The sequence below is a fragment of the Enterococcus sp. S22(2020) genome, assembly GCF_020295385.1.
In the GTDB taxonomy this organism is placed as follows: Bacteria; Bacillota; Bacilli; order Lactobacillales; family Enterococcaceae; genus Enterococcus_L; species Enterococcus_L dunnyi.
Genome location: NZ_JACFUD010000003.1, coordinates 305,254 through 326,040 on the forward strand (window position 1 = coordinate 305,254; position 20,787 = coordinate 326,040).

Sequence of the window (20,787 nt, forward strand, 5' to 3'; positions counted from 1 at the left end):
AGCAGTCAACGTAATATCCCTTTTGAGTTAAGAACAGATAGATATACGCTATACCTGTAGCATGAACGCTTTTTCGATTTTTGTCAAAAATCTTGTCTTTTGATCAATAAAGGTCACAAAAAATATTTGCTGTTATAGCATAAAAGTGAAAAAAGAAAACATGGACATTTGTTAATTTAAGCTCATAATAAGGAAAGTAACTAGACAAATGCAGCATTAACCTTTACAATAAGAAAGGCTTTCAAACAGCATTTCCTTTTGAGGAAAATAGTAAAACACTAAGCTGTTTTACGATCATCAATTAAATCCAATGAATGAAATAATGAATATCGAAAGAGTTTATTTCAATTTCTTTAGAATAGGAGGACAAATTATGTCCATGTTTTTAGATCAGGTAACGATCGACGTCAAAGCCGGTAAAGGCGGCGATGGAATGGTAGCTTTTCGTAGAGAAAAATATGTACCGGACGGAGGTCCAGCAGGCGGTGACGGAGGTCGCGGCGGTGATGTGATTTTAATCGTTGAAGAAGGCTTGCGTACATTGATGGATTTTCGTTTTAACCGTCATTTTAAAGCACAGCCGGGCGAAAATGGTATGAGTAAAGGAATGCACGGGCGCGGCTCGGAAGATACGTTTGTCAAAGTTCCGCCGGGTACAACTGTACGCGACGCAGATACGGGCGTTTTGATCGGTGATTTAATCGAAAATGGTCAAACTTTGACTGTAGCTAAAGGCGGACGCGGCGGACGTGGGAATATTCGTTTTGCCTCTGCGAAAAATCCAGCACCTGAAATTGCTGAAAACGGTGAACCAGGCCAAGAAAGACGAATCGAATTAGAGCTGAAAGTCTTAGCTGATGTCGGACTCGTTGGTTTTCCTTCTGTCGGGAAGTCTACGTTACTTTCAGTCATTTCATCTGCACGTCCAAAAATCGGTGCCTATCACTTTACGACGCTTGTACCAAATCTTGGAATGGTTTCAACAACAGATGGGCGCAGTTTTGCTGCTGCTGATTTGCCTGGATTGATTGAAGGTGCGTCGCAAGGTGTCGGCTTGGGTACACAGTTTTTACGCCACATTGAACGAACACGAGTGATCCTTCATGTGATCGATATGAGTGGGATGGAAGGCCGTGATCCGTACGAAGATTATCTGGCAATCAATAAAGAGCTTGCCTCTCATAACTTGCGCTTAATGGAGCGTCCGCAAATCATTGTCGCTAACAAGATGGATATGCCGGAAGCTGAAGAAAACTTAAAAAAATTCAAGGAACAGATCGAGAAAGAACGGACAGATGAATATGCTGATCATTTACCGATTTTCCCTATCTCAGGTATTTCCCGCAAAGGGATCGAGCCTTTGCTGAATGCAACAGCGGATCTACTTGAGGTTACTCCAGAATTTCCGTTATATGAAGAGGAAATCGTCGAAGATACTGTTCATTATGGTTTCCAATCCGAAGGTCCGCAATTTAGCATTGACCGTGACCCTGATGCCACTTGGATCTTGTCAGGTGAATCATTGGAGAAATTATTCCAAATGACGAACTTTGAACATGACGAAAGCGTGATGCGTTTTGCTCGTCAATTACGCGGAATGGGCGTTGATGAAGCTCTCCGAGCACGCGGAGCAAAAGATGGAGATATCGTGAGAATAGCTGAATTTGAATTTGAGTTTGTTGAATAAGAATAGATGAAAGAGCTGATCATTGATCAGTTCTTTTTTAGATGATTTTAGTGAATTTATTCACATGAATTGAGGCAAAGACTCTTTTTCAAGAGACTCTTTGATTTAATTGTCTACTTCAAAATGATAGTGATTTTCAATAGGAGTTTCTAAGATAATTGAACTCTTGACTTTAGCAAATCTCATCCATTTTGCAAGCAGCTCCTTCATCTCAGTGGTATTTTGAACGGTGGCTTTCACAAGATAATTCACTTCTCCACTGACGATATGGACTTCGTTGACTTGCGGCAGCTGTTTTAGCATGGGAATTATCTTTTCAAGAGGCAAGGTGACTTGGCTTAGTTCGGAAAAGAAGGTGATTGTTTCATTGTACTGATTTAAAGATGTTTGGATCGTAAAGCTTTTGATGATCCCTTTTTCGACCAATTTATCGATTCGTTCTTTTACGCTGGGACGACTTAAATTAACCTGACGAGAGAGCTCAACGATTGAAATACGTGAATTTTCATGCAGGATCTGTAATAGCTTATAATCAGTTCTATCCATCGATCTACCTCCTAATAGTGCTGTGTGACTTATTTTGTACAATTATTATAGTGTATAATTCGTGTTTTTTCTAGCTATTTCAGATTGTAAAAAAAAAGAAAGAATAATTTCTAATCTGAAAAGAATGCGTTTTCATTTCGTGCTTTTTTTTATATACAAAAATAGAAAGAATCCTTTATGATAAACCTATCTTGAGATGTAAGCTATTTTACTAGTAAAAGCAGTGTTTCTTCAATCAAAAAAGGAACCAAGAAGGAGTGTTCTTTATGGTGGGAAACAAATGGTTGAAATTTTTGTTGCTTTATTTAGGTGGAGTGGTCGTTTCATTGAGCCAATTGAAGTTGGTTCCTATTCAGAATGAATTAAGTCAGGAGCTTGGCGTTAGTCTATCGATGATTTCATGGTTGATGGCGATCTTTACAGTTTCTGGTATCTTTTTAGCAATTCCAGGAGGCGCTTTAGTGGCGCACTTTGGAGCGAAAAAGCTATTAGTTGGGTTGATGAGTTGTTTAGCTATAGGGAACCTTTGGGGATATTTTTCCAAGAGCTATTTCACATTATTACTCTCCAGAGTCATTGAGGGAATTTCGTTTTCGATGATCATTATGGTAGGCATCGTATTGATCAATTTTTGGTTTAAAAAAGGAAATAGCGGCATTGCAACTGGTCTTTGGGGAACCTTTTCAGCATTAGGTTCGATGTTGGCTATGAATGTATTTAAACCATTGACTCAATTGTACGGTCTTCGTTTCTTGTGGTTGCTTATCGCAGTATGTGCCGTTTTCTTATTGTTTATTTATCTGTTTCTATTCGATGAACCCGCAGTATATGAAAAGGAAAGTCAAAAAGAAAAGAAGATAACTATTAAAAAGACGATCAAAAATAAATCGATCTGTCTTTTGGCTTTAGCACAAGGTGGGATGGCTTTTATTTTGTTCGCTTTTATCAATCTTTATCCATTGATTTATACACAGCTATATGGATTATCAGAAATAGTGGCAAATCGGTATACAGGTTACTTTGGTCTATTCGGTATTCCTTTCGGTGCTGTAGCCGGCTACTTGATCGATAAAACAAGAAAAGGCAAAGTCGTGATTGTTGGTTCATTTCTCTTATTATTTGTTTCAACATTATGGATGGCATTTTTATCCAGTGAAGCGACATTTATTGGACAATTGTTTACTCTATCTGCCGGAGCAAGTCTAGCATCATCCTGTGTGATGATCTTAGCACCAAAAGTAGTCAAGCAAGAACAATCGATTGGGTCAAGCATCTCGTTTATCAACTTATTTTTTTATATAGGTATTTTTATAGGCACACCCATAGCTACAGAAATCAGTGAAAAAAATCAATCGTGGAAGTTCGCGATTTATGCGCTGAGCGGTATTGGAATTTTCTCTTTGCTGGCGATCATAGCCTTTGTCAGATTGAATCGAGAAAAAGTTTTAGCCTGAAAGAGCGATGATTGATTTATTAAATAGGAATCGTTGAAAAAGGAAAGGTGATAGCAATGAAAAAAAATTTTCAAGCAGATCGTGCATATGCACAATGGTTGGATGATAATGACCCGTTAAAAGAAATTAGAGGTCGCTTTTATGTACAGGAAGATGAAATTTATATGGATGGGAATTCTTTGGGGCTAGCCTCCAAAGATGCAGAAGAGGCCCTGCTAAAAATGCTGGAAACTTGGAAAAAGGAAGGCATCAAACTATGGGACGGCTTATTTCATTATGCCGGAAAGTTAGGTGAATTATCCGCTCCATTGATCAATGCTTATCCAGATGAAATCGTGATCACTGGAAGTACAACGATAAATATTCATCAATGCATTAGTACATTATATAAACCAACAAAAGATCGTTATAAAATATTAGTAGATGATCTAAATTTTCCAACAGACCGATATGCCATCGACAGTCAAGTACGTCTGCGTGGATACACCCCTGATGAAGCTGTTAAAGTAGTCAAAAGTTCTGATGGTCGTTTGATCGATGAAGAAGCGGTCATCGCTGCAATGACAGATGATGTTGCGATCATACTGCTGCCAACTGTGTTGTATAGAAGTTCTCAGGTACTAGATATGGGGAAAGTAACAAAAGCCGCACACGATAGAGGGATCTTGATCGGATGGGACCTGTGTCATGCAATCGGTGCGATTCCAATGGATTTTAAAGAGGTTCAACCAGATTTTGCAGTCTGGTGTACCTATAAATATCTCTCAGCAGGACCAGGATCGATTGCTGGTCTATACATGAATAGAAAACATTTTAAAGAAACTCCTGGATTAGCTGGCTGGTGGGGGAATAAAGATGAGACTCAATTTGAATTGAAGCATCAGTTCGAACACCAACAAGATGCCAGTGGTTGGCAAATCGGTTCACCAAGCTTTTTAGCTATGGCGCCTTTAGAAGGGACCTTAAACATTTTTAATGAAGTGGGAATAGAAAAGATTCGTGAAAAATCATTGTTGATCACAGCCTATTTAATGTATTTGATCGATGAAAAACTTGAACGTTATGGCTATAATGTAGGAAATCCTCGTGAAGACTATCGACGTGGCGGTCATGTTTGCTTAGAACACCAAGAAGCATACCGAATCTGCAAGGCATTAAAGCAAGCAGGGATTGTTCCGGATTTTAGGGAACCAAATGTCATTCGGTTGGCACCAATAGCTTTGTATAATACTTATCAAGAAGTGTATACACTTGTGGAAACACTAGAGAAAATCGCCGTAGAAAAGACCTATGAACAGTTTAGTAATGAACGGACATTAGTTGTTTAAAATAAATCAGCGAGGTGATAAAAATGCGTATTGGAATTCCTAAAGAAATTAAGAATAATGAAAACAGAGTAGCCATCACACCTTCTGGAGTCGTTAGTTTAGTTGATGCTGGTCATGACGTCGTTGTTGAACGTGGAGCAGGTCTTGGTTCAGGTTTTACAGATCAGGAATACAAAATAGTTGGTGCAGTCATTGAAGCGGATACTAGTAAAGTTTGGCAATCAGAAATGGTGATCAAAGTCAAAGAACCGCTGCCGCAAGAATTTCAGTATTTTCATGATGATTTAATTTTGTTTACCTATCTGCATCTTGCACCTGAACCTGAATTGACGAATGCTTTGATCACTAGTAATGTCACCGCTGTAGCCTATGAAACAATGAGCTTGAACCATACATTACCTCTATTGACTCCAATGAGTGAAGTCGCTGGTAGAATGTCTGTTCAAATCGGTGCACAATTTTTAGAAAAACCAAAAGGTGGAGAAGGAATCCTGCTTTTCGGCGTTCCTGGTGTTGAGCGAGGAAAAGTGGTCATTATCGGCGGAGGTGTTGCAGGGACGAATGCCGCAAAAATCGCTATTGGGTTGGGGGCTAAAGTTACTATATTGGATGTCAACCCGAATCGCTTGGCAGAATTAGATGATTTGTTCGGTAATCATGTGCAGACGCTGATTTCAAATGCTTATCATATCGAAAACAAAGTCAAAGAAGCAGATGTGGTCATTGGTGCAGTGTTGATACCAGGTGCTAAAGCACCGAAGCTTGTCACTGAAGAAATGGTCAAGCAAATGAAGCCTGGTGCAGTCATTGTTGATATCGCCATCGATCAAGGAGGAATCTTTGAAACAACGGACCAAATCACGACTCATGACCATCCGACTTATATCAAACACGGTGTTGTTCATTACGCTGTTGCTAATATGCCGGGTGCTGTACCGAGAACCTCTACTTTTGCATTAACAAACACGACGATTCCTTATGCTGTAACAATTGCTAATAAAGGGATCGTCCAAGCAGCAAAAGAAAATGAAACGATTGCCACAGGGATAAACACGTATAAAAATCATTTGACAATAGAGGTAGTCGCAAAAGATCAAAATAAAGAATATACACCAGTATATGAGCTTTTAACTTAAACGATCTATAAGCTATATGAACATTTATTTAATTTCCAAATGACTGAGAAGTAATCTTTTGAAATTACTTCTCAGTCATTTTTTATATTTCCCCAGAGAAATCAACCAACTTTAAGTTTTATTTATGTTTCCTTTTTTACAATGAATTCAGTTAAAGGAGAGACAAATATGGTTAAACTAAAAAATAGTTTTCAAAGAAAAGAGAAAAAATATGCGTTATCTTATGAAATGTATCATAAATTAAAAGAAGAACTACAGGTCTACATGCAAGAAGATGAATACGGACTACACACGATCATCTCTGTCTACTTCGATACTCAAGATTATGAAATGATCAGACAGTCGATCGCAAAGCCAACCTATAAAGAAAAATTTAGAATCAGAAGCTATGGTGTTCCCAAAGAGCACTCAGAAGTCTTCTTAGAGATCAAAAAGAAAGTTCTGGGAGTTGTTTATAAGCGTCGAATATCATTGCCTTATCGATCTGCGAAACGATACATTCAACACCCGCATTCACTTAAGTTGAGTTCAGCAAAAGAGCAGCAGATCAAACAAGAAATCGACTGGCTCTTTGCTCGAAAAAGATTACAGCCAAAAGTCATGATCGCCTATGATCGTCGAGCATTATTTGCTTTAGACAATCATGACTTCCGGGTCACTTTTGACTTTAATATCCGTTTTAGACAAGAATATTTAACTAAAGAAATAACTGATTTTGGCGAACGTGTAGCTCCAGAAATCGATGTTTTAATGGAAGTAAAAGCATTGGGTGCATATCCTTTATGGTTCTCTGAAATTTTAGCAGCATTCGAGGTCTATCCATGTTCATTTTCTAAATATGCTCAAGCGTATCAGCGTTATTTATATTGTAGGGAGGATTTTTATCATGTTGTCTAGTCTGTTAGTTGAAAGCTCAGTCGATCTATCCTTTAAACAATTGCTTATTTGTATCGTAACATCGGTTTTTTTAGGATTATTGGTAGCATGGGTACACATGTATCGCAATGTTTACAGCAAAAACTTTGTGATCACATTGGCAGTCTTACCTGTTTTGGTACAGTTGGTCATCATGCTGGTCAATGGAAATTTAGGCACAGGCGTAGCAGTACTTGGTGCATTTAGCTTGATCAGATTTCGTTCGGTAGCTGGTGGTGCAAGAGAAATCACAAGTATTTTCTGGTCAATGGGGATCGGTTTAGCAACAGGTATGGGATTTGTTGGCTATATTGCACTATTTTCTGTGATCATTGCTCTATTCTTATTATTGTTGAATACTATCCATTTTGGTGAAAAACAAAGAGTTGCGGAACGAGAAATCAAAATCACGATACCAGAAGATTTAGATTATCCTGGTTTATTTGATGATTTGTTTCAAAAATACACTTATTCTTCTACTTTGGATTCTGTTAAAACCACGAATATGGGTAGTTTATATGAATTACGCTACCAGATTAATTTGAAAGACAGCCGAAAAGAAAAAGAGTTGATGGACGCCATGCGTGTTAGAAATGGAAATCTAACGATCGTTTTTGGAAAAGTATCAACAAATAGAGAAGAATTGTAGGTGGCATATCATGAAACGAAAAAAACTAAGTTCAGCTTTGGTAATCTTGATTTTGGCGACACTTGCTGGTTGCGATCGTCAGGCGTCAAATACAGATGAAAAAACAACTGCCGATACATCACAACAAGCAGCAAAGACCGTTGCACAAGCTACACAAACATCTGAAAATACATATGGCTCATATGACGATGAAGATTTTGAAGAAAGCTATGATGAAGCTAAAGCTACAAACATCACTTTAAAGAACTCTGGAACTGAGATCGACGGCTCCGGCGCTTCTGAAAAAGACGGGTCGATCGTGATAACTGCTGGTGGAACGTATGTTTTTTCCGGTGATTACGATGGTCAGGTGAGGATCAGTGCAAAAGATGAAGTCATTCATTTAGTATTAAATAATGCGAACATCACAAACGATTCTTCTTCTGCGATCTACGTTGAGCAGGCACAAAAAGTAATCACGACTTTAGTAGATGATTCAAACAACAGCTTATCTGATGGAGCCAATTACACTTTTTCTTCTTCAGATGTGACTGAGCCGGATGCTGTATTTTTCAGCAAAGATGATTTGACAATAAACGGTTCAGGGACACTGAATGTGACAGGAAATTATAGCAACGGTATTCGTAGTAAAGATGATTTGGTTATCACGAACGGCACGATCAATGTCACAGCCAAAAATAATGCGCTGAAAGGCAAAGACTCGGTATCGATCGCAGACGGCACACTTAGTTTAAAGACGTCAGAAGGAGATGGGATCCAGGCAAACAACGCAACAGATACTGAAAAAGGGTGGATCGCTATCGATGGCGGAAAAATCAATATTCAATCCGGAAATGATGGGATCCAGGCTGAAACAAATCTATCGATCTCTACTGGGGACATAACGATTCAAACTGCTGACGGCTATGACGATTCAGCCATCGATACAACCAAAAGCTACAAAGGATTGAAAGCTGCAGGTAACATTATAGTTGATTCTGGAACATTTGACCTAAATACCGCAGATGATTCGATCCACGCAAATGCAGCAGTTACCATCAACAATGGGACGTTTTCAATAACAAGTGGTGATGACGGGATTCATGCTGATACTGATTTATTGATCAATAATGGAAAAATCAAAGTCAGTCAATCATATGAAGGACTGGAAGGAGCAACGGTGACAATCAAAGACGGGGATATTTCTGTCAAAGCTTCAGATGATGGAATCAATGCAGCTGGTGGCAGCGCAAACGAAAATGAACAAGAAGGTCCTTTCGGTACGGATTCATTCGGAGGACCAGATGGAGCTGGAGATAGTACAAAATTTATAGAGATTTCTGGTGGTACGGTTTTTGTTGATGCACAAGGTGATGGAGTCGACAGTAATGGCGATATACGAATGACCGAGGGGACATTGATCGTAAATGGACCATTGGATAATGGGAATGCAGCGTTAGACTATGATGGTTCCTTTACCATTGACGGTGGCACATTTATCGCGTGCGGAAGTTCAGGTATGGCAATGAGTGCGAGCGACTCCTCTTCTCAAGCTAGCCTTAGTATTTATTTTGACGAAACAAAAGCTGCAGGTACACTGATCAATGTGAAGGATGAAACAGGGAAAACCATTGTTTCAGTTGCACCAGCAAAAGATTTTTCTCACATTGCGATTAGTTCACCAAATTTAAAAGTCGGTGAAACAGTCACTCTTTCTATAGATGGGGAAGACTCCGGGACTATGACAAACGGGGTGTATCAAGATGGAAACTATTCAAACGGAACCCAGCTAGCTTCTATTTCGATCGACGACGTATTAACCTCAGTGGATCAGTCCGGGAATGAAGTCAGTGGGAATCAGATGGGCGTAGGACAACCACCGATGTAATTGATTTTCATTGCTTTTGCTCCTACTTTATTGATAAAATGAAGACATCAAATAAAATGAGGTGGATACGATGTCAAAACGAGTAATTATTATGCATTTTGAAGTAGAAAGTCAAGCGTATCAAGCATTTTCAGAAATAAAAAAATTGTATGTAGAAAAACAGGTCAAAGGAGAACAAATGGCGGTAGTCACTCATATCAATGATGGCGTCCATCAATTTAAGATCGATGATTTTCTTGATTTTACAGGTAATGACCATACATCAAAAAATAGTATGATCGGGATGTTGATCGGTATTTTAGGTGGTCCCCTAGGTATTTTACTTGGCTGGTTTGCAGGAAGCCTTTTAGGTGCCAGTCAGGATGCGAAAGAAATTCAAGGGGCGCAAACCGTTTTCGAACATGTCACAAAGCAAATTGGCGAAGGTGAAACGGGACTGATCTTGATTGCAGAAGAAGATGATAATCGTCCATTGAATCATTTGATCATGAATGAATTAGGCGGTGAGATCACTCGTTTAGATTTTGAAGATGTGGAACAAGAAATCTCAGATGCTAAAGCTGTTGAAAAAGAAACAAAGGACTCAGCAGAAAGATCTTGGCGCAATAAAAAGCAAGAATCAAGCGAAAAAGTGGATCATTGATTTTTAAAGCAAGTTGAAATAAATAGTTCATGAAGAAGACGTGACAAATGCTGCTTTCGTCTTCTTTTTTTGAGTAAAAAGGTGGGAATAAGATGCTTAAGATACTTTTAGTAGAAGATGATGAAATTTTGTCAGATAGTATTTTGGAGATTTTATCTGAAATCGGAGAAATCGACCAAGTCTATGATGGAGAGGAAGCTCTTTATGAAGGCGAGCGCGGAATTTATGATCTAATTGTTTTGGATCTGATGTTACCGTTAATGTCTGGAGAACAAGTTCTGACAGCACTCCGCAAAAAAAATATTTATACGCCAGTTCTTATTTTGACTGCTAAAGACGGTTTAGAAGATAAGGTAAATGGATTTAAAAATGGGGGAGATGATTATCTGACAAAGCCCTTTCACCGTGAGGAGTTACTACTTCGTGTTCAAGCGTTGGCGAGACGTTCTTTAGGAATGAATGGGAAGAATGAGTTAGTGGTAGCTGATTTACGTTTAGATCCAGATAATCGTCAGGTAAGCTTCAAAGAGCAGGAGCTAGTTCTTCAGGGAAAAGAGTTTGATCTGCTTCACTATCTTATGCAAAACCGCGGAAGAATCATTACTAAAGATCAGCTTTTCGATCGGATTTGGGGATTTCAATCGGATACGACATTAACGGTAGTCGAGGTTTATATGAGTAATCTGAGAAAAAATATGAAACCGTTCGGACTGGATAGCTGGATCAAAACATTACGGAATGTAGGCTACCTCTTTGAAGTGCCTGAAGGTCATGCCCATGAATAAACAACTCAACAAAAGGCAGCGGTTCAATTATTTCTTGATGAATTTAGTTTCCTTTGCCAGCATCTTTTTGATTTTAGGTGTTATCGTATTCCAGCTGGTTCAAACATCGATGTATCAATCTGTAGATAACGATTTGGAACGACTAGCGACAGATCAAAAATTTATTCAACATCAGTTGATGAAAAAAGAACAGCTGCAAAATCAATCACCTATGTTAGGAAAGTTTGACGGTCCGCCTCCAAACAATTTCCAACAGCAAGTGATCCTCTGGTCTGCAGATGGAAAAATTTTGAACGAAAGAGAACTGGGTTCTCGGCTTTATGATTTTCAAGCATTAAAGCTATCCACTGATGACTTGAATAAAATTACTAATGTCCAAACGAAAGACAGTAATGACCGTTCATTACAGTTTCGATCGATCATTCTTCCTACAGAAGGGCAAGAAGATATTGCATACATCCAATTATTAGTGAATACAGATCCTATCAAAGGAACTGTCGAGCGATTCAAACAAATCTTGATCATTTGTATGATTATTTTCGGATTACTTTCGATTGGATTAAGTTATTTTCTTTCAAAATGGTTTATGAAACCCATCTTGATTTCATGGAAAAAACAGCAGGAATTTGTTGAAAATGCCTCTCATGAATTGAGGACCCCGCTTGCGATCATCCAAGCAAAATTGGAAAAACTATTTACGAAACCAAATCATACCATTATGCAGGAATCTGAAACGATCGCACTTTCGTTGGACGAAGTACAGCGTTTGAGTCAACTGACGAGCGACCTATTACTATTGGCTCGTTCGGATTCCAACTCTTTGACATTAGAAAAAACACCTGTGAAAATCAATCACTTTCTAAACACATTGTTACTGCCGTATCAGGAGTTAGCTATTGCTGAAGAGAAACAATTCACGATTGATCTAGGTGAAGAACAACAACTCTTTTTTGACAAAAAGAGAATCCACCAATTGTTGATCATTCTTTTGGACAATGCTTTGAAATATACGTCATCGGGAGAGCGGATCATCGTTTTTTCTACTGTAAAAAATAGTGAATGGATCATCAAAATCAGTGATACAGGAATCGGTATTCCTGATGATAAAAAAGCGGCGGTGTTTGAGCGCTTCTATCGCGGAGAAGAATCAAGGAATCGCAAAACAGGAGGCAACGGCATAGGGTTAGCTATTGCTCAGTGGATCGTAGACGAACATCAAGGAAAAATAGAGTTGACTGATACTAATCCGAAAGGGACGACCGTCACACTACGTTTTCCTTTAAAATAAATATTATTTGCTAAAGCGAGCACTTTCTTCTAAAATAAAGAAGAAGTTTAAAGAAAGTTAGGAAGCCGATGGAATTACAATTTTTAGGTACAGGCGCTGGGGTTCCAGCAAAACACCGCAATGTCAGCAGCATTGCATTAAAGTTATTAGACGAAAGAAATGCCGTTTGGCTATTCGATTGCGGAGAAGGAACACAACTGCAAATTTTAAAAAGCAATATTCGCCCTAGAAAAATCGAGAAAATCTTTATTACTCATCTGCATGGTGATCATATTTTTGGTCTGCCTGGATTATTGAGCAGCCGCTCATTTCAAGGCGGAAATGAACGACTAGAACTGTACGGTCCTGTTGGAATTGCTTCATTTGTACGTACAGCACTAAAAGTGTCACAAACGCGATTATCTTATGAATTGAAGATTATTGAGATCGACAAAGAAGGCGGTACTATTTTTTCTGACAAACAATTCAGTGTTTCATGTTTACCGTTAGATCACGGAATCGCTAGTTTTGGTTTTCGAATCGTCGAAGCAGATCACGAGGGAGAACTACAAGTTGAAAAACTAAAAGCTTTAAATATCCCATCTGGTCCGATCTACGGGAAAATCAAACGCGGAGAGACGGTCACGTTACCGGATGGACAGGAAATCAACGGAAAAGATTTTGTTGGAGAACAAAAAAAAGGACGAACAGTAACGATTTTAGGTGACACTAGAAAAACTAAAAATAGTGTGTTATTAGCTGATCATGCTGATATTCTCGTTCACGAGAGTACATTCAATAAAGAAGAAGAAAAGATGGCGAAGGCTTATTTCCATTCTACAAGTCATCAAGCTGCACAGGTGGCTCTAAATGCGAATGTTGAGAAGTTGATCTTGACTCATATTAGTGCCCGCTATTTAACTGGTGATATTATTCAACTGGAAAATGAAGCCAAAGAAATTTTCCAAAAAACAAAAATCGTGAAAGATATGGATATCATCGATATACCGTTTAAGGATGAGGGGGATAAGTGATGTTTAAAGGACAGGATTTAACAAATAAAGTGGTCGTTGTAACAGGTGGTTCTGCTGGTTTAGGTGAGCAGATTTGTTATGAGGCAGCTAAGAAAGGCGCTATCGTCGTGGTGTGCGCTCGCCGAATCAATCTAATCGGCAAAGTCAAAGAAATGTGTGAAGAATTGAGTGGGAATGAAGCATACTCATTTCAACTAGATATTGCTGATCCGGATAATGTAGATGCCGTATTTGAAAAAATCGAAGCAGAAGTTGGACCGATCGATGTTTTGGTCAACAATGCTGGTTTTGGTATTTTTGAGAATTTTTTAGAAACAGATTTGGCTATTGCTAAAAACATGTTTGAAGTGAATGTCTTAGGAATGATGGTTTTCACTCAAAAAGTAGCTTTACAGATGGCTGAAAGAGGAACAGGTCATATCATCAATATCGCTTCTATGGCAGGAAAAATGGCGACAGCGAAATCAACGATATATTCTGCAACAAAATTTGCTGTACTTGGTTTTTCCAATGCTTTACGCTTAGAATTAAAACCTTTAGGAATTTCTGTAACGACCGTTAACCCAGGTCCGATCAAAACAGAATTTTTTGATAAGGCAGATCCTTCTGGAGATTATTTGGCATCAGTTGATTTATTTGTATTAGAGCCCAACAAGTTAGCGAAAGAGATCGTTTCAGCGATGGGGACTTTTAAAAGAGAAATCAATCGGCCATTGGCTATGGAGGGGGCATATCGTCTGTATGCGTTATTCCCGCACATTGGTGATTTTTTAGCTGGCGGTTTATTAAATAAGAAGTAGGAGGAAAATACATGAAAAATCAGTGGCGAGTAGTGATTGGCCTTGTTTTAGTTCTTATTATCGTGGTCTTTGCAGTTTTGAACAGTCAGACAGTTCCTGTTAATTTCGGAGTCGCAAAAATCTCAGGTCCTTTGATCTTAACGATTTTAGGATCAGCAATTATAGGAGCGTTAATTGGTCTGTTGACATCAACAACAACGATGTGGAAACAAAAAAAACAAGTAAAAGAACTTGAGAAAACGATTGAAACCTATAAAAATGATAGCGAACAAGCAACGCAGGCAGAAGTGGAAGAAATCAAACGCAGCTATGAAAATCAATTGGCGGAATTACAAGCTAAATATGAAGCGTCCCTTTCAATGAATACGGCTGAACCTGTTGATCCTGAATCTGTAGGAAGCCGTGTCGATCATTTCACTAAGCCGAGAAATAATTGATCCATACATCAAAAAGACTGATCAGACTGCTCGATGAGCCGCTTGTCCAGTCTTTTTTCTTTTGCATAAAGTGAGAGACTTTCTTTAGTTTTCCGTTTGAATTTGTTATAATTACTTGGTTAGGAGTGGTGACGTGAAAAAAGCAAAATATGCATGGCGATTGCAAGAAAAGAGCGAATTGCCGGCTGAGTTTACAGAAATACTAACAAATGAAAAAATCAATCCCTTATTAGGACAGATTCTATGGCATCGCGGGGTCCAGTCTGCGGAAGCCTTAGAAACTTTTTTACGTCCAACGATAGAAAATCTTTATGATCCTTTTTTGATGTATGATATGGAAAAAGCTGTTACTAGAATTCAAGATGCTGTTGCGCAAGGTGAAAAAATTTTAGTTTATGGTGACTATGATGCCGATGGGATCACAAGTACGACTGTGATGAAAGAGGCGATCGAGCTGATTGGCGGCGAAGTGGATTATTTCTTGCCAAATCGCTTTAAGCATGGCTATGGTCCAAATTTGTCTGTCTTTAAAGAGCAAATAGAAGACGGCGTTCAATTGATCGTAACGGTCGATAATGGAGTTGCTGGGCATGAAGCGATTGAGTACGCTGAAACTCAAGGAGTCAATGTGATCGTTACCGATCATCACGAATTGCCTTCAGATTTACCGAATGCTTTTGCTATTATTCATCCAAAACATCCTAAAGGCTCATATCCGTTCAGTGATCTAGCTGGGGTAGGTGTTGCATTTAAAGTGGCCACAGCCTTGTTAGGAGAGTTGCCAGTTGAGTTTTTAGACTTAGTTGCGATCGGCACGATCGCTGATTTAGTTTCTTTAACAGACGAAAACAGAGTTCTTGTAAAAATGGGTCTTGAAATGATTCAGACGGGTGAACGAATCGGTCTAGATATGTTGATTCATTTAGCAGAATTAAAAAAAGAAAGTATCTCAGAAGAAAATATTGGTTTTACCATTGGTCCTCGTTTAAACGCGTTAGGCAGATTAGGTGATGCGGCACCTGGTGTTGAGCTGATGACGACTTTTGACGAAGAAGAAGCGCAGCAGATCGCAAAGTATGTCAATAGCCAAAACGAAGAACGAAAAGAAATCGTATCAAGGATCACAAAAGAAGCCTTTGAGCTGATCGATCCTGCTGATTCAGTTCACGTTCTTGCAAAACAAGGATGGCATGAAGGGGTTTTGGGGATCGTTGCCGGCAGAATTATGCAGGACACTGGAAAGCCAACGATCGTTTTGACGATCGATGAGCATAATGAATTGGCTAAAGGATCTGGGCGAAGTGTTTCAGCACTAAATCTATTTGATGCTCTAAATGAGATTCGTGAATCGTTCACGCATTTTGGTGGACATCATATGGCTGCTGGAATGACTTTACCTGTTGAAAATATTTCTAAAGTAAAAGAACATTTGCTGAATTATCTGGAAGTAAAGCAAATTGATCTTTCTCAAGGTCAAGAACTATTGATAGATGAAACATTAAAAATAGAAGAGGTTACACTACCTTTTATTCAGCAATTGAAAATCTTGGCTCCCTTCGGTACGGATAATCCTGTTCCTAACTTCCTATTCCAAGATGTTTCCATCGAGCAGAGCAAGCAAATCGGTGCGGATAAAAGTCATCTTAAGTTCCAATTAGTTCAATCTAGTGCAAAATTAGATGCAATTGCCTTTCAGATGGGCAGCCAAATCGATGAACTAGGGCAAGGGAAGACGAACATCTCCGGACAATTATCGATCAACGAATGGAATGGCAATAAAAAACCGCAATTGATGGTCAATGATTTTTCCGTTGATGGTATGCAGTTATTTGACTTGAGAGGAAAAAATAGTCGTCAAAAAGAAATACCTGTCACTAACACTCTATTTATTTATTTTAACGAAAATAATCAAAAATTGATCGATAATCCTGCAGCAAATCGAGTGTTGTTTAGTCACCTCGAAGATATTTTAGAAACGATCAAAACAAATCAAATTGAACAACTAGTATTTGTTGATTGTCCCGATGATCGCTCATTGATCAAGCAAATTACTTTGCAGGGACAGATTGAACGAGTATATTTGATGGGCATTTCACCAGAAGAAGCTTATTTAAATGGTGTGGGCACAAGGGAGCAATACGCGCAATTGTTCAAATTCGTCAAACAACAAGAACAAGTCGATGTTCGGTATAAGCTGGATAATGTAGCGCAATACCTAAATATTCAAAAAAAATTATTAATTTTTATGATTCAGGTGTTTTTTGACTTGGGATTTGTTACAATAGAAAACGGTGTTTTAAGAAAAGTTGAAAAACCTGAAAATCATCCATTGACAGAGAGTACAGTTTATCAAACTCGCTTAAAACGAATCAAAACAGAAGAATTTTTGTTATACAGCGATCGTGAGACATTACAACAATGGCTGTGGAATGAGGAGGAAGTATAAAAATGAATTTGAAAGATTATATTGCTAGTATTCCCGATTACCCTGAAAAAGGCATCGTTTTCAGAGATATCTCACCATTGATGGCAAATGGAGATGCGTATCGTGAAGCAACAAAGCAAATCGTTGATTATGCAAAAGAAAAAAGAATAGACATGGTCGTAGGACCAGAAGCTAGAGGCTTTATCGTAGGCTGTCCAGTCGCCTATGAATTAGGTGTAGGATTTGCTCCAGTTCGTAAAAAAGGCAAATTGCCACGCGAAACAATCGAAGTTACTTATGATTTAGAATACGGAACAGATACATTGACGCTTCATAAAGATGCGATCCAGCCTGGACAACGTGTTTTGATTTGCGATGATTTACTAGCAACTGGCGGAACGATCAAAGCAACCGTTGAATTGATCGAATCTTTGGGTGGAATCGTTGTTGGCTGTGCCTTCTTGATCGAGCTAATGGATCTTCATGGACGAGATAAAATCAGTGACTATGAAATTGTTACATTGATGGAGTATTGATAAAACAAAAAGATGTTGAAGAGGGACCGTAAAGGTGGTCTACTTCAACATCTTTTTTAGTTATAAACACAACGAATCGTACTATTTTTATGGATACTTCCGATAGACATACCGTTGATGTTCACTTTTTTTTCGAGTATGAATATATCTTTTCTCATCCCATAACATAAACCATATAATAAAGAGAGGGCTAACGATAAGTAAAGCTGAACGCAACCCTAATGTTCCTAAGAAAATACCAATAATCAATACAACAAATAATAACCCGCCACGACGAATAGCTTTCATTCTTAATCACCTCATAATTTTTTATCGAACAAATGTTTGTATAGTTATTATACGAATGTTTGTTCGGTTTGTAAAGAGATAAATGCAAAAAAAGTTCTTCTTTTTTTATAAAAGAAGAACTTTTTTGATTCGTGGTGTAAAAAGATAAGCTGTACATGATTTTTAAGTGAAGAATAGAATAGAGAAAAACATAAAGCCAGCACCCAACATAACGAACAGATGCCAAACAACATGCATAAATCGTACACTCTTTAAACTATAAAATGCTGCTCCTAGCGTATATGAAACACCGCCGGCAACCAATAATGCAGTTCCTGTGAATCCTAAAGAATCATATAGTGGTTTAGCTGCGGTTAAACAAAGCCAACCCATGATAATATAAATCACTGTAGAAATATTTTTGACGGTCTCTTGCTTGTGTAGTGTAAGAGACTTATAAACGACACCGCTGATTGCCATCAACCAAATCAGTACGAACAATAACCAGCCCAGCCAACCTTTGACGCTTAATAAGCAAAAGGGGGTATAACTACCTGCGATCAGTAAGAAAATCGAACTATGATCGAAAACCTGAAAGACTTTTTTTGCTCGCGTAAAAATTAGACTATGGAACAATGTCGATGACAGGAACAATAAAATTAAAGTTGATCCATAGATTGCATAGGAGACAACATGAACTGCGGAGCCAAGACGTGCCCCTTTGACGAGTAAAATCACAAGTCCAGCAATACTCAAGCCGGCACCGATGCCATGAGTCACTGCGTTGAGGACTTCATTTAAAATCATGTATTTTCTGGAGAATTTTGCTTTTTCCAAGAAATCAACTTCCTTCATTTTAATTTGGTGAAAAATACTTCTTTGTCTGTTATACTATAAACAGACATTCAAGCCTCAAAAGTATTTTACCACGAATTGGGGTTGTTTTTAAAGGAAGAGTGATAAAATTATGACAAATGTTAAAGTTGTGACGGATTCTTCTTGTACGATGTTGAAAAGTGTACGAGATGAACTAGACATTCAAATGATGCCTTTATCTGTAATGATTGATGGTGTTGTATACGCTGATGATGATCATTTGGAAGGTGAACACTTCATGGAACTGATGGCTTCAGCTAAATCTTTGCCTAAAACAAGCCAACCGCCAATTGGCGAATTTGTTGAGCTTTATGATCGTCTAGGGGCTGACGGCAGTGAAATAATTTCCATACACATGACTAAAGGACTAAGTGGTACAGTTGAAGCTGCGCGCCAAGCCAGCAATCTAAGTACCAGTAAAGTGACAGTTATTGATAGTGATTTTACCGATCAGGGCTTGTCATTCCAAGTGATCCAAGCAGCAAAACTTGCTAAAAATGGCGCAAGCCTTCCTGAGATATTAGCTGAGATCAATCATGTCAAAGAAAATACCAAACTATTTATCGGCATTTCTACATTAGATAACTTGGTTAAAGGTGGTCGTATCAGTCGGGCAACAGGGCTTTTGTCGAATATTTTCAATATGAAAGTGGTCATGGACTTTGAACATACAGAATTGATTCCAGTGGCTAAAGGTCGAGGAATAAAAACCTTCAACAAATGGTTTGATGAACTTAAAAATGAATTAAGTCAATTATCCAATGTACGCCAAATTGGTATTTCACATGCTGATGGTTTAGAGTTAGCGAATGGGTTCAAAGAAGGTTTACAAGCTTTATTTCCTGATATGGATATTCCTGTGCTGCATACTAACCCTGTTATCGCGACACATACAGGTAAAGGTGCTTTTGCCATCATGTATTATACAGACTAGCAATAAAACACTTAGCTTTAGTTTGATTTAGAATTATTTAAGATGTAAGACGAACAATTTTTTGAGCTGTACCATTTCAGAAAATTTGTGACTGAGGAATAACTGGACAAGTTATCGCTCAGTCACTTTTTTCTAGTTTTCTGATGAAAGTGATATAAAAGCATAGAAAATCAGTCTGATTTTGTGTATCATAGCGATTAATAGTAAGTTTAAATGACCGTTTGGAGGTAGCAATCCTACCTCATTTGATTTATGTAAAGGAAGGGATAGAATGAACTATTTTTTTCAAAAAAACTGGCGAAGCTTTGCAATTTTCTTTGCCACGATCATCAGCGTTTTCTTGCTCCTGATGATCACAATCCCTAAAGCGAAACCGATTTTAGGAACTGGTGACCAAAAAACAGAAAAAAGAGCGACAAAAGAAGTGATACATTATGCGGCAATAGGTGATTCATTAACTGAAGGGATCGGCGATTTAACTAACTCTGGCGGTTTTGTTCCGTTAGTTGCCAACGATTTACAAGAAGAATATCATTTGAATGGTGTTCAAACAGATAATTTTGGTAAAAATGGCGACCGCAGCGACCAAATTCTTAAAAGAATCAAGAAAAAAGAAGAGATCCAGACAGGATTAGCTTCTGCCGATTTGATTTCTTTAACAGTTGGCGGAAATGATTTGATGAAAGTCATTAAAGGAGACGTTTTTCGTCTAACACAAGATTCTTTCAAAAAACCGCTCAAAAAATATCAGAGCCAAGTGGAACAGTTACTTGCGGAGATCCGGAAATACAATCCAGAGGCACCTATTTATGTAGTGGGCATTTATAATCCATTTTATCTCTATTTTCCTGAAATCACTGAGATGCAAGATATCGTAGATAATTGGAATGAGGGAACTAAAGAAATCGTTGAAGCTGAAGGAAATTCTTATTTTATTCCAATCAATGATTTATTATATAAAGGCGTAGACGACCAGGTTGGGATCGTTAGTGCTGATCAGACTACCTCGTCAAGTGAAAATCGTGATATCAAAAACAATGCTCTTTATGAAGAAGATCGATTCCATCCAAATAATTTGGGTTATCAACTTATGGCAAGTGCGATTCGTGATGAAATGGTCAAAACAAATAATAAGTGGCTAGAAAAAGGAAGTGAGTGAACAAGATGAACAATGAACAAGAGACTTCTAAAAAGGAAAAAG

20 protein-coding genes are annotated in these 20,787 nt (G+C 38.3%); 17 read left to right on the forward strand and 3 right to left on the reverse strand.

Going from position 1 to position 20,787, the window contains the following annotated elements; all coding sequences use genetic code 11:
• Positions 1–373: 373 nt before the first annotated feature.
• Positions 374–1,687 carry a GTPase ObgE gene (gene obgE / locus H3T55_RS07185; protein ID WP_318652968.1) on the forward strand — a complete coding sequence of 438 codons (1,314 nt, stop codon included), beginning with the start codon at positions 374–376 and terminating at the stop codon, positions 1,685–1,687.
• A 105-nt stretch (positions 1,688–1,792) separates the two neighbouring features.
• On the opposite strand, the gene H3T55_RS07190 is transcribed toward obgE, so the two are convergent.
• Positions 1,793–2,233 carry an Lrp/AsnC family transcriptional regulator gene (locus H3T55_RS07190; protein WP_225533934.1) on the reverse strand — a complete coding sequence of 147 codons (441 nt, stop codon included), beginning with the start codon at positions 2,231–2,233 and terminating at the stop codon, positions 1,793–1,795.
• A gap of 266 nt (positions 2,234–2,499) precedes the next feature.
• On the opposite strand from H3T55_RS07190, the gene H3T55_RS07195 reads away from it, so the two are divergent.
• The 14 genes from H3T55_RS07195 (at position 2,500) to H3T55_RS07260 (ending at position 17,509) form a co-directional block, all read left to right on the forward strand.
• On the forward strand, positions 2,500–3,687 hold the full coding sequence (locus H3T55_RS07195; RefSeq protein ID WP_225533935.1) for an MFS transporter: 1,188 nt from the start codon (positions 2,500–2,502) through the stop codon (positions 3,685–3,687).
• 56 nt (positions 3,688–3,743) lie between these two features.
• A complete protein-coding gene (kynU, locus tag H3T55_RS07200; RefSeq protein ID WP_225533936.1) occupies positions 3,744–5,015 on the forward strand; it encodes a kynureninase in 1,272 nt (423 codons plus the stop codon).
• A gap of 23 nt (positions 5,016–5,038) precedes the next feature.
• Entirely contained in the window at positions 5,039–6,151 is a 1,113-nt protein-coding gene (gene ald / locus H3T55_RS07205; protein ID WP_225533937.1) for an alanine dehydrogenase, read from the forward strand.
• Positions 6,152–6,319: 168 nt separating this feature from the next.
• Positions 6,320–7,048, forward strand: a complete 729-nt coding sequence (locus H3T55_RS07210; protein WP_225533938.1) for a polyphosphate polymerase domain-containing protein — start codon at positions 6,320–6,322, stop codon at positions 7,046–7,048.
• Positions 7,038–7,715, forward strand: a complete 678-nt coding sequence (locus H3T55_RS07215; RefSeq protein ID WP_225533939.1) for a DUF4956 domain-containing protein — start codon at positions 7,038–7,040, stop codon at positions 7,713–7,715. Before H3T55_RS07210 ends, H3T55_RS07215 begins: the two co-directional genes overlap by 11 nt.
• Positions 7,716–7,725: 10 nt before the next feature.
• Positions 7,726–9,582 carry a carbohydrate-binding domain-containing protein gene (locus H3T55_RS07220; RefSeq protein WP_225533940.1) on the forward strand — a complete coding sequence of 619 codons (1,857 nt, stop codon included), beginning with the start codon at positions 7,726–7,728 and terminating at the stop codon, positions 9,580–9,582.
• A 70-nt stretch (positions 9,583–9,652) separates the two neighbouring features.
• Entirely contained in the window at positions 9,653–10,225 is a 573-nt protein-coding gene (locus tag H3T55_RS07225) for a DUF1269 domain-containing protein (RefSeq protein WP_087640112.1), read from the forward strand.
• Positions 10,226–10,317: 92 nt separating this feature from the next.
• Positions 10,318–11,010 carry a response regulator transcription factor gene (locus tag H3T55_RS07230; RefSeq protein WP_225533941.1) on the forward strand — a complete coding sequence of 231 codons (693 nt, stop codon included), beginning with the start codon at positions 10,318–10,320 and terminating at the stop codon, positions 11,008–11,010.
• A complete protein-coding gene (locus H3T55_RS07235) occupies positions 11,003–12,298 on the forward strand; it encodes a sensor histidine kinase (protein WP_225533942.1) in 1,296 nt (431 codons plus the stop codon). The genes H3T55_RS07230 and H3T55_RS07235 overlap by 8 nt, the downstream gene beginning before the upstream one ends.
• 68 nt (positions 12,299–12,366) lie before the next feature.
• The gene (rnz, locus tag H3T55_RS07240; RefSeq protein ID WP_087640109.1) at positions 12,367–13,311 is read left to right on the forward strand and encodes a ribonuclease Z; all 945 of its coding nucleotides are present in this window, start codon (positions 12,367–12,369) and stop codon (positions 13,309–13,311) included.
• Positions 13,311–14,111 carry an SDR family NAD(P)-dependent oxidoreductase gene (locus H3T55_RS07245; protein WP_225533943.1) on the forward strand — a complete coding sequence of 267 codons (801 nt, stop codon included), beginning with the start codon at positions 13,311–13,313 and terminating at the stop codon, positions 14,109–14,111. Before rnz ends, H3T55_RS07245 begins: the two co-directional genes overlap by 1 nt.
• An 11-nt stretch (positions 14,112–14,122) precedes the next feature.
• Positions 14,123–14,548 carry a lipopolysaccharide assembly LapA domain-containing protein gene (locus tag H3T55_RS07250; protein WP_087640107.1) on the forward strand — a complete coding sequence of 142 codons (426 nt, stop codon included), beginning with the start codon at positions 14,123–14,125 and terminating at the stop codon, positions 14,546–14,548.
• 133 nt (positions 14,549–14,681) lie between these two features.
• The gene (gene recJ / locus H3T55_RS07255; protein ID WP_225533944.1) at positions 14,682–16,994 is read left to right on the forward strand and encodes a single-stranded-DNA-specific exonuclease RecJ; all 2,313 of its coding nucleotides are present in this window, start codon (positions 14,682–14,684) and stop codon (positions 16,992–16,994) included.
• Positions 16,995–16,996: 2 nt separating this feature from the next.
• Positions 16,997–17,509: an adenine phosphoribosyltransferase gene (locus tag H3T55_RS07260; protein ID WP_087640105.1), complete on the forward strand. Its 513-nt coding sequence runs from the start codon at positions 16,997–16,999 to the stop codon at positions 17,507–17,509.
• Positions 17,510–17,596: 87 nt separating this feature from the next.
• Here the strand turns inward: H3T55_RS07260 and H3T55_RS07265 are convergent, their stop codons facing one another.
• Entirely contained in the window at positions 17,597–17,797 is a 201-nt protein-coding gene (locus H3T55_RS07265) for a hypothetical protein (RefSeq protein ID WP_225533945.1), read from the reverse strand.
• 162 nt (positions 17,798–17,959) lie between these two features.
• Entirely contained in the window at positions 17,960–18,613 is a 654-nt protein-coding gene (gene trhA, locus H3T55_RS07270; RefSeq protein ID WP_176372775.1) for a PAQR family membrane homeostasis protein TrhA, read from the reverse strand.
• 130 nt (positions 18,614–18,743) lie between these two features.
• On the opposite strand from trhA, the gene H3T55_RS07275 reads away from it, so the two are divergent.
• Both H3T55_RS07275 and H3T55_RS07280 read left to right on the forward strand, forming a co-directional pair.
• The gene (locus H3T55_RS07275) at positions 18,744–19,586 is read left to right on the forward strand and encodes a DegV family protein (protein WP_087640102.1); all 843 of its coding nucleotides are present in this window, start codon (positions 18,744–18,746) and stop codon (positions 19,584–19,586) included.
• 271 nt (positions 19,587–19,857) lie between these two features.
• A complete protein-coding gene (locus H3T55_RS07280; protein ID WP_225533946.1) occupies positions 19,858–20,745 on the forward strand; it encodes an SGNH/GDSL hydrolase family protein in 888 nt (295 codons plus the stop codon).
• Positions 20,746–20,787 lie beyond the last annotated feature (42 nt).